Genomic DNA, 15361 nt, shown 5'->3' with positions numbered 1-15361 from the left:
ACCAAACCATGTCCACCAATCGTAGAGACTTTCTGAAAACCGGAGCCACCGCAGCATTGGGGCTTTCCGGATTCACTTTTATTTCACCCAATGTCCTGGGCAAATCCATGGGCCACGTTGCCCCATCTGACAAGGTCAATCTGGCCTGTGTTGGAATCGGCAACCGGGGAAAAGAAATCATCAAGGCACTGAATAATACCTGCCTCTGTAATATTGTGGCCCTTTGTGATGTCGATATGGGTGCAGAGCAGACTTTGGAAGTCATGAATATGTTTCCTAATGCGAAAAGGTATCAGGACTTCCGAAAAATGTTTGATGACATGGGTGGAGAATTTGATGCGGTAAGCATTGCTACACCGGACTTTTCCCACTTTCCTGTGACCATGATGGCATTGGCTGAAGGAAAGCATGTGTATGTGGAAAAACCCATGGCACGCACATTCCAGGAAGTGGATCTGATGATCGCTGCAGCAAAGAAAAACCCAAAACTTGCCACTCAAATGGGCAATCAAGGACATTCAGAGGCTAACTATTTTCAATTTAAAACCTGGAAAGAAGCCGGCATAATCAAAGATGTCACAGCAATAACAGCGCACATGAACAGCAGACGTCGCTGGCATGGATGGGATCCCAATATTTCTCGATATCCTGCAAGCCAACCTGTTCCTTTCACTATGGATTGGAATGTTTGGTTGAGTCAGGCACAGCCGCATGGATACCACAAAGACTTTCATAATGGACAGTGGCGCTGCTGGTATGATTTCGGCATGGGTGCCTTGGGAGACTGGGGGGCACATATTATTGACACTGCCCATGAATTTTTGGATCTTGGCTTGCCTTATGAAGTCAATCCCGTGAAATTGAGTGGTCATAATCCTTTCTTTTTCCCTATGTCCACAACACTGGAATTTAAATTCCCTGAACGTGGGCAAATGCCTCCTTTGACCATCACCTGGTACGATGGCTTGGACAATATCCCGGCTGTGCCGGAAGGTTATGGTGTCTCCGAACTTGACCCTAACATCCCTCCACCAAGCACAGGTCAGATTCAACCTGCCAAACTCAACCCGGGAAAAATTATATACAGCAAGGATTTGATCTTTAAAGGCGGGTCACATGGAAGCACGCTGTCCATTATTCCGGAGGAGAAGGCCAAGGAATGGGAGTCCAAACTTCCTGAAGTGCCCCAAAGCCCTTCCAACCACTTTGCGAATTTCCTCAAAGCATGCAAAGGGGAGGAAAAGACAAGGTCTCCATTTGAAATTGCAGGACCGCTGAGTCAGGTATTCTGCCTGGGAGTAATGGCCCAACAAATGGGGGTAAAACTGGAATTTGACAGGGAAACAAGACAGATTATCAACAACCCGCTTGCCAATCAGGTCTTGGCAGGTATGCCTCCAAGGAAAGGTTGGGAGGAGTTTTATAGGGTTTAGTAGTTTTAGAACTTATATAATTTTTGGCCACTGGATGATTTTCGGTGGCTTTTTTTTACTACTTCTTATCCCAAATCTCATTAATCAAACTTTTAAAAGTAAAAAACCAGAATGATGGAATGAGATCATTCAAATCCAAATAGCCTAATTGGCATTGCTTCCACTGAGGGAAAATCATCATTTTTTAATAATCCTACCTTCAATTTTGGCTTGGTAAGTTGGAAATGTACTGAGATATTTTTTGATGGATTCAGTTACCAATTCATGGGTATTTTTCTTGTTCAAGGCTTTTGTGAATGCCAGGTAGCCATCTCCACCATCAGAAACAAAATTCGGCACCAAAACTTTATAAATACGGTCTTTTTGTACGCATTCACCTTGAATTTTGAGAGAAACCAGCCTATTCCCGACCGGTCTGTTCTCATCATAAATAAAAATAACACCTTTAGAAACCTGTAATATCCCATTGGTAAGGGAAGCGGCATGTTCGAATACCTCAAGAATCTGATTACCTGTTAGTTCCGCCTTGACAACTGTATTTGGAAACGGAAATGCCGAAATAATATCCCCAACGGTAACTGTCCCTGCAGGAATATCTTGACGTAATCCCCCGCTGTTTACCACTGCAAAGTCATTATCAGGAAAGGAATGTAAAATGGCATCAGCCACCATGTTACCCAATAAAGATTCTTCCCCATATGAGCGGGTTAGATTTTCAGAAACCAAGGATATTTTTTCAGCAGCGATTTTGGAGGATTTGATTTTCCATTTATCAATTACTGCCTTTGTTTTTTTATCATCTTCAATTTCATCATCAAACACAACTTGAAGCTTATTTGAATAAGAAACAATCTTATCAGTATCCGGATCATAGGTAATATCAAGTTTTCCAAGCTGAATACCCAAAGCATCTGTAGATACGATGAGGGTTTGGCCGGACAATAAAGGTTCAGGAGTGCCTTGGTGGGCATGACCGGTGATGATGATGTCAATCCCGGGAACATTTTGGGCGAGTTCAATATCCTTCTGCAGGTTTCGACTAACATCAACATTTCCGGTAGAAGATTGTCTTCCCGGAATACCTTGGTGCGCCAAGAGTATAATGATGTCTGCTTTGCCTTCCAATTCATTCAAATATTGCTTCAGATATACTTCCTCATCCCTTGCCTCCACACCTTGTATCATTTCCTCAGAAATTGTATCATAGAAGGCGAATTTGCCATGAAGTCCTATCAATCCTACTTTCACACCATTTGTCTTTAAGACCATATAGGGTTTGTTCCATAAAAGGGATGAGGTGTTTTCGAGGAATATGTTGCCATTCAAAATAGGGAAATTTGCTCTTTTGAACTGTTTGATGACATTTTCCCAACCGTGATCAAATTCATGATTACCTACCCCTGCAGCATCGATTTTCATTTTGTTCATCACATCTATGACAGCCTTACCTTCGGTGATGTAACTTATGTAGGGACCGGTAAAATAATCCCCGGCATCCAGGTAAATGGTGTTGGGGTTATTCTTTTTTTCATCCTTAACCAAAGCCGCGATATTGGCAAATCCTCCTATTGCCCGGGTCTCGCTAACCCACGGAACAATGTGAGGTTCAAGATGGGAATGCAAATCGTTGGTATATAAAATGGTGAATTTTCTAAAAAGTTGTTGTTCTGAAAATCCTTGGGCTAATGCAGAAATTGAAATGAAAAAAAACACAAAAAAATAAAGAGTCTTTTTAAGCGGAGTGAGAAATCTATTCATAACCGGAGGATTGATCTTGTTTTTTTGGAATTACTCGCATTTTAAATTGTTTTAACCTTTGCATTTCTTTGGATCGCAAGTTATGAAAAGGATTGTAATTTTGGTTTTTAAACTACAGAATGGATAGGAGAACCCATTATTCATTCGCTTGGGGTTTCTCAATTCAAAATTCTTGCTTGCTAATGTAAAAAAGTTTTAATCCCTTTTCAGTTCATTTGATATCAAAGGCAGTTATGCCTACCGACCCTAAGCCGCCTCCGAGATCCCGTTGATAAAGGTCTCCACCAAACCGAGGATTTTGGACTTGATTCTTTCTGCGATGCTTGGTTTTTTATTTGATTTTGTCGGATTTGAAGTCAATGCCTAAGAAAGCAGTATATCCGCAGGGATATTCAGTTCTTTATGGAATAATCTGGCCAAATCAAGGGTCAGCGGTTTTTTGCGGTTCAGAATCATGGACACATAACTTTTGCTTCCGACCTTGCCGATCATTTACATTACAAGCCCAAAATCACAAGAAGACCGAAAAATCAAGATCAAGGGAAAAACAAAAAAGCTGCCCATCCAGAATGTAGCAGCTTTTTTTTAGAAAATGCGGTAAGAGAATTACAATTTCAATCCAAAAGTGAAGTAAAGGGTCCTCCCCTCACCAGGCATAATACCTGGTCCCGGATAGCCGCCTGCCCTTCTGGTAAAGTACATTTCATTGGTCAGGTTATTGATTCCGGTCTTGAATATATAACGGCTTTTTATGTCGAAAGAGGCTGAAAGGTCTTGCACACTATATGCTGGAATCAAACCGACAGTAGCAGTGGAATTTGGAGTAACTGTGTTGGAAGCATCTGAAAATGCATCTCCGATATCGCTCAATTGCCAAGTTATGGAAAACTTACTATATCGATACGTTAGTCCATAACGGTTGATTCTCCTGGGTGCATTTTCTACCCGATTGCCATTGAGATTTCCCCGAACTATCTCACCATCCCTGACTGATGTCGTTTCAAAATCCCCATATCTTGCGTCCACAAATGCAAGTGAAGCAAACAGGTGTAGGTATCCAAAATTGGAAGTTTTGGTGAGGGCTGAAATAGGGTCAAACTCAACATATCCCTCAAAACCCTGGCTAACCGAATTGCCCAAGTTGGTTCTAAACTGATTGATAGCGCCATTATCATCCTGTACAGCAATGGTACCGATCCTATCCGCGTAATTCAGGTAAAAATATCCCATATCAAATTTCATCCAATCCTGAACCGCCCCACGATATCCGATGTCAAAATTGAAACCTCTTGAATCCTGCAGATTTTCATCAATAATATCTGTGGTAGCAGGAGGTGTAAGGTCAGATATCAGCACAGGCCTGTAAGCTTGGGAAAAATTTGAATAAATCTCCATCGAAGGAGTGAGCTTATATTGAGACCCTATACCCACCAAAACAAAATTCCTGATTCGATTTTGTGGAACTAATATCTGCTCTTCCTCATTGACGATATTGAATAATCCTTCCATATTGGATGAAATTCTCTCATACCTCAAGCCCGTAGTCAATAACCACTTGTCCGAAAACCGGAATACATTCTCAGCAAATACAGCTTGGTTGATATTGGTAAAATCAAAATCTCTTCTGAATACCCCACCTGAAATTAGGTCAAAGTTCATTTCTGTTCCATTATCTCCGGTCCCCAATTGCTTTCTGTCTATGAAACCGTTGAAATACCGAACTCCGGCTGCCAAGGTATTTGACTTGCCAAACAAGGAATACTCTGTGATCATCCTGAATTCTGAACCGTAGGTAGTATAGAAATCCCTGTCCACTTGCCTGTTGCCCATATCATCCTCTTGGTTTATTGGCCTCATAAAGCCGACCGAGTTTCTTTCTGCAAATGTTCCGAAAGTCTTCCAACTCAGCTTGGTGTTTTCGCTAAGGATATATTCGGCTGTCAATGCTGGGATAAACCAAGGCGTACTGAACCAATTCCTTTCTCTGGTACTTACCCTTGGATCCGTATTGAACTGTTCGTCTGTCAAACCACCAGGCTGCTGGCTTTCTGTATCCATGTAAGTCATATCCAACCCAATAATCAAACGGTTGCTGGCTGCATAGTTTACCTCCACATGGGCATGGTCTGTATTAAAATAGCTGTTTTCTCTCCAGCTATTCCCAACACGTTTTTGATAATATGCGGTATAACTCCACTTCCCCTCCGTTCCACCTAGGTAATTGAAAGTGCTGAAAAGCCCATTACTCCCCACAGTGTTTAAAGTTTCGAAAGTAAACCGGGTAGATTTATCCGGCTTTCGCATCACAAAATTCATCAATCCGCCAAACTGAGAACCATATTGAATAGATGAAGCACCACGCACTATTTCGATCTGTTCTACCACTTCCATTGGAGGAGTAAAATATGCCTCCGGGTAACCCATAGGATCAGGGGTAATGTCGTATCCATTCATCCTTACATTGAACTCCCAAGAGCGATTGGGGTTCAAACCTCTGGAAGCTACGCCCAATTGTATTCCAGAGCCATCATTCTCCCAGATGGAAATTCCCGGTGTCCTGCCAAATATCTGACGGCTATTGTTCATGGCCAGGTTGGCGTTGATCTCACCCACACGGATTACCTCATTTTTTTTCCCGGCATTGATCCGGAAGCGATCCACCTCAGGAAGACGTTCTTGCCCCATAATCCCTCTACTGACAGAGAACTCAAAAGCATCCAAGGAAAGAGGCGCCTCCTTCAGCGTGATATCCAGCTCAAGGTTTTCTGCTTCGGCTATACTAAAGGGAAGCTTTACTTCATCATATCCGAGCATATTGACCTTCAGCACATAATTTCCTTCGGGAATATCCTTCATGACGTAACCACCTGAAAGGTCAGACTGCACACCCCTAACAGTACCCTCTAGCATCAACGCCACACCGGGGACTGCTTGCTTGGTCTCATCCAATACCCTTCCTTTCAATACATTTTTTTGGGCAAATGATACATTCATCCCAATTGCCAGTACACTTACAATCGTAAAAAACAATTTCATCGTATATCTATCGAATTTATTTGGATTAATTTTAAATAAGAATACAAGATTAAGAAATGACAATTCTTTTTCAAAATTTATTTAGATCAATTCTAAAAAAAATAATGTAATTACCCTCAATCGTGATGGCAACACAATTACCTCTGTTTTTTTCCTGGAAGAATGACATCTCAAAATTGAATAACTAAATAAAAATTCAATTACGTTTTTTTGAAGCGACTGCCTTTTTGAGCGTGTAAAAAAATTGATCTAGGGCAAAAAGATCCGATCCTGTTTGTTTAAAAGATTTTTTTTCTCTAAACCATTTACGAATTTTCATTAATATATATCCTTGTAAAAGTCATGAAGTGCTTAAAATTGTAAGGAAAGAAATGAATACAACATGAAACAAGCAAGCCATTTTTTCCCTTAAGAACAGACAAACTAGCGTTTTTTTTGTTTACAATAAAAACGAATTTTGCAATCAATTCTTACCACCGATTAAAACCCTATGAAGATCATCCGAACCGCGCTTTTCCTGCTTTTTCCCCTTCTTATTTTTTCTTGTGACCCCGCATATGACCATTCTGGTTGGGATACGTCAAAGGTCCAAATCGCACGCGATGAATTTGGAGTGCCACATATTTTTGGCCATACCGATCCAGATGTCGCTTATGGTTTGGCTTGGGCACATGCCGAAGATGATTTTGAAACAATCCAAAAAACATTGCTAGCCGGGAAGCGGATGCTGGGAAGGAAATATGGCCAAGATGGAGCAGCCGTGGATTTCTTTGGACATTTACTGCAGACCATTGAAATCGCAGAGGCCAAATATGGATCAGCCTATTCAGAGGAATTCAAAGCGATTTTGGAAGCCTACGCAGCAGGAATGAATGACTTTGCATTGGCACATCCTGAAGAAGTTTTACTGAAAAAAGGCTTTCCTGTCAATACCAAAGAAATATCGGCTGCCTATATGCTCTCCCTTGCCCAGATGTCCGGAGCAGATCGTGCGGTCCAACAAATCGTCTCCGGAAAAGTAGAAACCGTACCATTTGATGCAGACCCCAAAGGCTCTAATGCCATTGCCATTCACCCTTCCCGAACGGACTCCGGTGAGGCTTTTCTGGCCATCAATTCCCATCAACCCCTAGACGGACCTGTGGCTTGGTATGAGGCGCACCTCCATTCAGAGGAAGGATGGAATATTCTTGGTGGACTTTTCCCGGGCGGAGCGATGATTTTTCACGGAGTAAATGAAAATCTTGGATGGGCACACACGGTCAATTTCCCTGATCTTTTGGATCTGTACCAATTGGACATCAATCCTGAAAATGAGGATCAATACCTAGTAGATGGAGAATGGCTGGAATTGGAAAAAGAGACGGTTTGGCTTAGGGTAAAACTTTGGAATTTGATTACGATTCCTTTTCCAAAGAAAATATGGAAAAGCATCTACGGTCCTACCTTGGTTACGGAGCAGGGAACATTTTCCATCCGTTTGGGTGCCCTGGAGCGAATCGGAGCGCCGGAGCAATGGTGGCGAATGAACAAATCCCGGAATTTTAAAGAATTCAGTGAAGCCATGTCGCGGATGGAACTGACCAGTTTCAACACGGTGTATGCAGACAAGTATGACACGATCTTTTATGTGAGCAATGGCCTGATCCCCGTCAGAGAACCATCCATTGATTTCACCGGGACAGTAGCCGGAAATACCAAAAAAGCCCTGTGGACTGGCTACCATGATTTTGAGGATCTGCCACAACAATTCAATCCTGCTTCGGGATTCCTTTTCAATACCAATCATTCCCCTTTTAGGGCAAGTGGATTGGCGGATAATTTAAATCCGGACAATTACCCGAAATCCATGAATTACCTGCTGCGAGACAATAACCGATCGACCCGCTTCAGGGAAATCATGCCCGACACGGGGACCATTTCTTATGAGCGCTTCAAAGAAATTAAGTACGATGGACAATTGCCCGAAAAATTGGCTTTCCGTACCAATATGGAATCACTTTTTGGCCTAAACCCGGGCAAATACCCCGAAATCACCAAACAGATTGAAGCCATCAACAACTGGGACAAACGCTCAGGAACTGAGAGTGAAGGTGCGGCAGTTTTTGCCTTTGTCTACTATTATTGGTGGGACAAATTTGCTGAAAATGGGAGGAGTTGGGAAACCACACTTACCGAAGAAGAATCTGTGGAAAGTCTCTTGGCTGCCAAAACCCATTTTAAAACCCATTTTGGAAAGGAATTGGTGACTTTGGGAGATTATCAAAAACTGGTAAGGGGCGACAAAGCGCTGCCTTTGCAGGGAATTGATGATGTGATTACAGCCATGCGTTCATTGCCTTGGGAAAACGGGATGAGGAAAGGAACACAGGGAGAGTCCTATATAATGATGGTCCGCTTTGGGGAAGGCCTTCCTAAGATCGAAACAATCAATGTATTCGGAGCAAGCAATGACCCTGACAGCCCCCACTTTGATGATCAGATGGAACTCTTCCTTGATCAAAAATTGAAACCGATGACTTTGGATAAGGCTGAGGTCCTGAAAGCTGCAAAAGAGATTTATAATCCGGGAGGTAAGAAGTGATTTGATTTTATTTCATAGCCATTTAGTTTACTCTTTGCCTTAAAATTTGTGTAGGTGAAGCATCTTTGAGTCTTAGAAAAGGGTTTTCTAAGTAGCGGAAGGAAAGTTGGCAAAAGATAAGGCTGAGCAAGAAAGTGGAAATGGTTTTGCCGTAAAATACCCACCAGGCTGCCTCGTGAATTCCACCGATCATTGCAAAACCTTCTGTAAATACCATAGCGGGAATATGCAAGCAATAAAGGCCATAGGTGAATTTTCCCCAATAACTTATGTTCTTGAAACTTCCGATTTTGAATAGCGATTGCTTGAAAAAGGTTTGTTCATAAATGATAAATCCAAAGAAGAGGGCAAATACCACGCGTTCCAAGATCAGGAGTGCAGGGGTAACGAAAAATTCTTTCCGAAAAAGGATCAGTAAAAATCCCACTAAGTAAATAAGCGCATTGTTTGTTCTGGAAATTGAGGGCATTTCCATCTGGCTCAAATTTCTTTTAAAGCACCACCATCCCAACCAAGAGCCTATCACCAAATCAGACATTACACTGAAGGTATGATAGAAGATCACTTCGTGTTGATCCAAGTACATTGCTCTGAACCCTAGAGAAATTAGGAGTAAAATGATAAATAAAGCAAGTCTTTGTTTTTTGAAAAAAAGCAGAAGAATTGGCCAAAACAGGTAAAATTGCTCTTCGATGGCTATTGACCACAGTACTGAAAGCGTACCAGAAACAGGCGCTCCGTTGATGATGCTATTAAAATTTCCAAGAAAAAAGATATAGTACCAAACATTTGCTGTCTCTTCAATTTCTCCCCCTACCGAATTTACAAGTGTCTGGAAAATAAAAAAGCCGAAAAGTACAGTTGTAAAATAAAGAGGCCAGATTCTTAAAGTTCTCCGCCAATAAAATCTAATGATATTGAAACTGCCCAATTGCTTTTCTTCAGAAAGTAAAAGATAGGTGATTAAAAAACCGGATAGGGTAAAGAAAAAATTAACACCTAGGTCACCGTTTTCCCATAATTTGTGAAATCCCAAATAAATAAAACTGTCTTTACCTTGTAGAGGTACTTCATAGTAACAGTGGTACATGAATACGAAGAAAAAGGCGAAAAACCTTAGTCCATCGAGGTTGGGGAAAAATACTTTTTGGTTCATTACTTATGCCGATATTTTTGGCACAAATATTCAGTGAACAATTGGGCTAAGCGTTGCAATGGATAGGATGAAACCCATTTGGCACAAAAATTTTATGGATTTGATTTGGTGTTTAGCCCTTTTAGGTATTCGGAAGGGGTTTGTCCCGTGTATTTTTTAAAAAACCGATTGAAGGTCGCTTTAGAATTAAACCCGGCATCCAATGCTATACCCAAAAGGGTAGTATACTTCACGTCTCCATTGATCAATCTTTTTTTGACCTCTTCAACCCTGTAAGAATTGACAAAATCATAAAAGTTTTTATGGTGAAACTGGTTAATGATCTGGGAAAGCTGGTTTGTAGTCATATTTAATTGATCAGCCAATTTTAAAAGGCTCAAATCCGGATCTCTATAAGGTTTTTCAGCTGACATCAAGCCTTCAAGAAGTGCCCCATGATATTTTAAATCCTCCTCTTTCAAAGCTGATTTTTGATACTTTTCAGAAACTATAAATTCTTCATTATCACTATTTTCTCTAAAAATCAAATGAGCAGATCCAACAAAAACAGGAGCTTGTCTAAATCCATAGTAACCCATAAAAACCACTAAAATACTCACTGAGATGTTAAGCAATATGTCTTCATGAGCAGGATTCAATTCAAAAAGATCAGCCTGAAAAACTAGTTGACTGAAAAATCCGATACTCCATAAAACAAGTACCAATTTAAGCGCCATAGTAAGCCATTTAACGTGATGGTTTTCAACATTGGATAAATATTCCTTAGCGAATCTCAGATTTCGTTTGATTGTTTGAATGGACCATAGACTGTAAATCAATATACTTCCAAGTTTTGCCCAAGAAAGCAGCATACGTGACAAATCAGAGAAGGGTGCAAGTGTGTTTTGATACAGATAGGGTGCAATGATTGCTACATTGAGCAAAAATGGAACAAAGTGTAAGGTTTGTTTCCAATAGAAACGCTTATTGAATAAATGTTTGGTATACAACCATAGGATGGGTCCATTTAAAAATACAGCAGCACTGCTGATTTCCAGCATCGCATCAAATTGATTGACGGAAGAAAGGTAAAAAACTATGATATGGAACAGAATCAAAGAAAACCATGCGGACAAGAACCAATCATAAATGGCTTTATTTCTTTTGCTCAACAAAAGAACAATAAAAAATGAGGTAATGGAACCGCTAAAAAAGAAGAGATTTTCCATTTACTTTGAAATTATATGAAAAGGATGAAACACAGTGCAAATATGTAAAGAACTTTAAGTTTTTACTGATTTGGTGTACAAACAGATTTAAAAATTCCTTAGACCCAGGTAAAATCGAATGATCAAAAAAACCTGTGAATAATTTTAATGTTTCATAAGCTTAGGGATTGATGAACAATTAGATAGCGTTAATTTTTTTTAACTAAAGTTATGGACAGGTCCCCTCCCAAGGATAAAAATCAAACATACCCCTCAATTCCACACCATCCAAGACGTCTCAATTTAGGACTGGATTTGTTCATTTCCGTACACATGATTAGTGTTACTTTCTTATTCAAATAATTGATTTACAGCACTTTAAAATAATGGGGACAAATCTTGAGAATGACTTTTTGTCTCCAACGAAAATTGGGAGAAAATGCTAAACCAACTAAAATTATTGAAAAAATGAAAAAAACTGTTTCGACTCAGGAAAACCTAGGTGTTTTTTCAGGTCAGATTTCGAATCTAGCCAACCTTTGGACTTTAAAAGTCAAGTCCATCAGGACCGCTTGGATGTTAAATTCTCTTATAATTCCTATAGTAGCCTTGACATCGCTTACAGGTTGCCAAGAGTCTGATGATCTTGTTCCCAAAAATCCGGTGAACGGAAGAATGGAACACCAGATAGAATTCCAGGTGATGAAGGCTAAGTATTACAGTGAAGAGGTTTATGATGGTGCAATGGCCACTCTAAACCTGACGATTTCTTTGGAAAATTTGATCGATGGCGAAAATACTATCCTTTGGGATACTGTATTTGAACTTCGCGAAATACGGGAATTTCCCGCCCCCGAAGATGCATTACTGATTCGGAAGAATATTTCGCAAATAGCCGATGCCAACGAGGTACTCCGCCTATCCAATACTGCCCGTTATTTTGATAGAAACAACAATACTTGGATGGCTGCTGAAGGAGAAATCGTACCTCGCGACTTCCGATTGGTCAAGGTGGATGTTGTGCTTTGATTTAGTCCAATTGTTTGTTTTGGATTTTTGGAAATCAGCTTTCTAATCCTAAAAAACCATTGATCTATTTACCTATAAACATTAAAGTAATGAAGCAAATAATCATCATTCTGTTTTTTCTTACACTATCTGCAGGATGTGCGCCAGCCAATCTTGCCCTGCTAGGTGATGATTGGTACGGACACCAAAAATTAGAAGTTAGTGGACGTACAGGGATTCTTATCAACCAAAAATTATTCTTTGGTGAATTTCATACACCTGAAATCCGCAGATCCTGGACCAGAGGCGGCAATAGCTATTCAGGCATAGGTTTTGGCAACTATGCCACAGGTGAGTACCTGAATATCATTGGCACGGAATACATAGAAAGGAAACAAACAATTCGGTTTGACCTTTCAGATGGAGGCTTGCGGACATCTTCGGTTTTCTGTGTTTCCAAATTCCAAGCAGCTGATCTCCTCATCGGAAATGACCGGGGAATTCTCTCTGTGGGGATTGATCTGCTTGAATTGAAAAAAGGAAACTCATCAAGCGTATACTTTGCACAGATATACACGCCAAACGCAGCCGAACCTTGGCAACTGATCCTAGACAATGACAGGGCACAGCGCCATCCCAAAACTTATGCAGGAACAATTTCAATGAGCAATGGGGATTACTACACTATCTATCCCGTATCGAGTATTCTCAGTCAAAACGGGAAGGCCCTTCAAATGCCTTTTGGCTCTATGGGTCTGGAAATTCGGGACCAGTCGGGATATCCGCTTGCAGCTGTCAACCTAGCTGATAAAGGACAGGTTTATTTTGTCCGGGGACTTGACCAAGAAGAAAGATTCCTGATGGCCAATATATGTACCGCACTTCTTTTACAGGAGTTGATTGGCTAAAATCTTTCCCTAATAGGATGCTGATCCAATCATTTTACAAACTATCAATGAATTAAATTCAATCAATAATTATTTAAAAAATCAATAAAATTTCAAAAAAAATTTAATTATGAAACCAACTATTTTAACTCGGGAAAAAGAAAGTGCCTCTACTATTATGAAATCGGCATTTTCAAAGGTGTCCTCTTTGGACAGATCACAAGGGTTTTCCAATTTCTGGAAATTTATTCTGGCTCCCATATTTCCAATTTTACTCCTTTCTTCCTGTCATCAAGATCCTGATATTGAACCAATCAGGTCTACGATTAAACACAAGGTGCTGGAAGAAGCATTTCCTGTTTATGGTTTCCATGCGTATTTGCTGGACCTAAATCAGGACGAAATCCAAGATTTTACCATTAATGTCATGTCGGTCGGATTTAATATGGGGGTGAGGCATTATTTCCAAATCAATTCGAATAGAGATGCAAGGGTGATACTCAGTGGAGATGAAATCACTCCCTTAGTATCGGGCACCTTAATCGGTCCGGAAAACACTTCTGAGGTTTCAGAATGGAGTATTTTCACTGGATCCATGATGGTTAGGACAGTTACTGAAAACCAACCGGACCAATGGTCAGGGCCTTGGGCTCCCAACAAAGACTATTTTGTTGGTCTTAGCATCAGGATTGATGGAGAATATCATTATGGCTGGGTGAAATTACAGGCAGATAAAGAATCCACGCCATGTTTGTACAGGAGTACGCTTTCCAATCGGCCCCAAATCAAACCATCAAAGCTGGTCAAAGACAATAAAACGGAGATTTGGGGAATAATTTATATTGCTTTGGGTTTGTAAAAAAAATGGATTTGTTGATTCTCATAACATCCAAAGATCAATTTTATTTCTTGGAATCTAGGGTTTGCAGATATCATATGTAGCCTGCAAGTAAAAAAAAAATGTGGATTAAACGAAAGCTTTATTGGCCACATAACCTGAAGAAAGTAAATCAAAAAGGTTTTAAATAAAAAGAGGTCGTTTCTGACCTCTTTTTTAAACCGGCTCCCCTATCAACGATAGTTGCAACCGGAATAGGGTTTATTCACTTCTGAAGGGCGTCATAAATGAGCTGAATATGGGTTGATAAATGTTTACCCAAAATTAGTTTAGGAACAATGTATTTTGTCTTAAGTGATTTTTCAATGGTGTGAAAATTATAAGTTGGCTAAATGTCAAAATTGAAATACAAGTCTATCCCCACTGTCTTCGAAGGATAAAGTATCGGAAGTCTTGGATTCGAAATACCAATCATCGTCCAATTCGTACAAAGGAGAATTTAATGGGAAATCCATTTCAAGTTCCAGTCTTCCATCATCACGAAAAACCCGGTAGGTACCACTGATATCAATACCGTTCAAAGAAGCTCTTACACTGCCATCCGTATTGAATGAAAATATATACCCTGAAAATTGGGATGTTTTATCCCTCCCATCTTCAATAAAGGTAATGATGCTTAGACCTGTTGCTGAGGTTAAAATTTCAGTTAATTCACTGCTATTCCTGACCTCAGTCGAGACTTGTGAATTATTGTCCTCCAAGAGTGCACAGGAAGACAAAAACATACCTAAAAGGTAAATAAGAGTTGGTCTTTTCATATAATTAGTTGTTTTTCAATTGATTGAAAGAGAAAATTCCCATTTTTAAACCCACTTGAAAAGTAAAAGCATTGCCGGGGGTGGGTACACCCGCTGCATTTTCAACGATATTGCCCATCACCCGATAACCGACTCCTGCATTCAACCTGGCAAATTTATGTAGGTTGACCTCCAGTAAAGCTCTTGGCTCCACAAACAGAGTTTTGGATTCATCATAATCAAAGTCTCTACCCTCATGGTCAATTTCCACCTCCATCACCCCAGCGGATAATGGAAAAGTGAAGTGAATCAATTTGTTGGAGAAGACTGTGTATTCCAAGAATCCACCGGCAGTCCATGAATCCAAGTGCGCTCTATCCGGTAAGCTATTTGCAAAAGTTTCCGGGCGGACATCATTGAGCAATTGACCAAAGAATCCCCCAAAAGTGAACTTGTCATTGAAAATCAGTCCCCCTCGGAACTGGAAAAAACCGGCAGCCTCTCGTGACAGCTGTGTCACCTGAATCCCGGGCTCTACCATTACTCCAATATTGGAAATGGTTAATTTCTCCCCAAATAAGGTCTCCTGCCTTTCTTGGGCATGTATGTAATGAGTCCCCATTACAAGTACAAACAGCATAATGATTCTTTTTTTCATAGTTATTTGATTTTAGATT

11 protein-coding genes are annotated in these 15361 nt (G+C 40.4%); 5 read left to right on the top strand and 6 right to left on the bottom strand.

Translation table 11 applies throughout. The annotated features are described in order from the left end of the window. The first annotated feature begins 8 nt into the window (after positions 1-8). Complete coding sequence (locus B9A52_RS09265; RefSeq protein ID WP_084120040.1) at positions 9-1433, top strand: Gfo/Idh/MocA family oxidoreductase; 1425 nt, start codon at positions 9-11, stop codon at positions 1431-1433. Positions 1434-1610: 177 nt separating this feature from the next. On the opposite strand, the gene B9A52_RS09260 is transcribed toward B9A52_RS09265, so the two are convergent. Together B9A52_RS09260 and B9A52_RS09250 are read right to left on the bottom strand one after the other, a co-directional pair. Then, positions 1611-3191, bottom strand: a complete 1581-nt coding sequence (locus B9A52_RS09260; protein ID WP_084120039.1) for a bifunctional metallophosphatase/5'-nucleotidase — start codon at positions 3189-3191, stop codon at positions 1611-1613. Positions 3192-3797: 606 nt separating this feature from the next. Further along, the gene (locus B9A52_RS09250) at positions 3798-6227 is read right to left on the bottom strand and encodes a TonB-dependent receptor (RefSeq protein WP_084120038.1); all 2430 of its coding nucleotides are present in this window, start codon (positions 6225-6227) and stop codon (positions 3798-3800) included. Between the two features lie 490 nt (positions 6228-6717). Here B9A52_RS09250 and B9A52_RS09245 point away from each other — a divergent pair, with 490 nt between their 5' ends. Beyond that, complete coding sequence (locus B9A52_RS09245; RefSeq protein WP_084120037.1) at positions 6718-8811, top strand: acylase; 2094 nt, start codon at positions 6718-6720, stop codon at positions 8809-8811. A 22-nt stretch (positions 8812-8833) separates the two neighbouring features. Here the strand turns inward: B9A52_RS09245 and B9A52_RS09240 are convergent, their stop codons facing one another. Continuing rightward, positions 8834-9967, bottom strand: a complete 1134-nt coding sequence (locus B9A52_RS09240; protein WP_084120036.1) for an acyltransferase family protein — start codon at positions 9965-9967, stop codon at positions 8834-8836. 92 nt (positions 9968-10059) lie between these two features. Further along, positions 10060-11175: an AraC family transcriptional regulator gene (locus tag B9A52_RS09235; RefSeq protein WP_084120035.1), complete on the bottom strand. Its 1116-nt coding sequence runs from the start codon at positions 11173-11175 to the stop codon at positions 10060-10062. 447 nt (positions 11176-11622) lie between these two features. Here B9A52_RS09235 and B9A52_RS09230 point away from each other — a divergent pair, with 447 nt between their 5' ends. The 3 genes from B9A52_RS09230 (at position 11623) to B9A52_RS09220 (ending at position 13908) form a co-directional block, all read left to right on the top strand. Next, positions 11623-12183, top strand: coding sequence for a hypothetical protein (locus B9A52_RS09230; protein ID WP_157370115.1), 561 nt, complete (start codon positions 11623-11625; stop codon positions 12181-12183). A gap of 89 nt (positions 12184-12272) precedes the next feature. After that, the gene (locus tag B9A52_RS09225) at positions 12273-13070 is read left to right on the top strand and encodes a hypothetical protein (RefSeq protein WP_157370114.1); all 798 of its coding nucleotides are present in this window, start codon (positions 12273-12275) and stop codon (positions 13068-13070) included. A gap of 109 nt (positions 13071-13179) precedes the next feature. Next, on the top strand, positions 13180-13908 hold the full coding sequence (locus B9A52_RS09220) for a hypothetical protein (RefSeq protein WP_157370113.1): 729 nt from the start codon (positions 13180-13182) through the stop codon (positions 13906-13908). A 374-nt stretch (positions 13909-14282) separates the two neighbouring features. Here B9A52_RS09220 and B9A52_RS09215 read toward each other — a convergent pair whose 3' ends face one another. Then, positions 14283-14705 (bottom strand): hypothetical protein, encoded by a 423-nt coding sequence (locus tag B9A52_RS09215; RefSeq protein WP_084120031.1) that lies wholly within the window; start codon positions 14703-14705, stop codon positions 14283-14285. Positions 14706-14709: 4 nt separating this feature from the next. Then, positions 14710-15342 (bottom strand): hypothetical protein, encoded by a 633-nt coding sequence (locus B9A52_RS09210; protein ID WP_084120030.1) that lies wholly within the window; start codon positions 15340-15342, stop codon positions 14710-14712. Positions 15343-15361 lie beyond the last annotated feature (19 nt).

Origin of the sequence: Aquiflexum balticum DSM 16537 (assembly GCF_900176595.1) — a bacterium.
Taxonomy (GTDB): domain Bacteria; phylum Bacteroidota; class Bacteroidia; order Cytophagales; family Cyclobacteriaceae; genus Aquiflexum; species Aquiflexum balticum.
The sequence above is the reverse complement of the archived record's forward strand: the minus strand, read 5'-3'. Positions and strand labels throughout refer to the sequence as shown.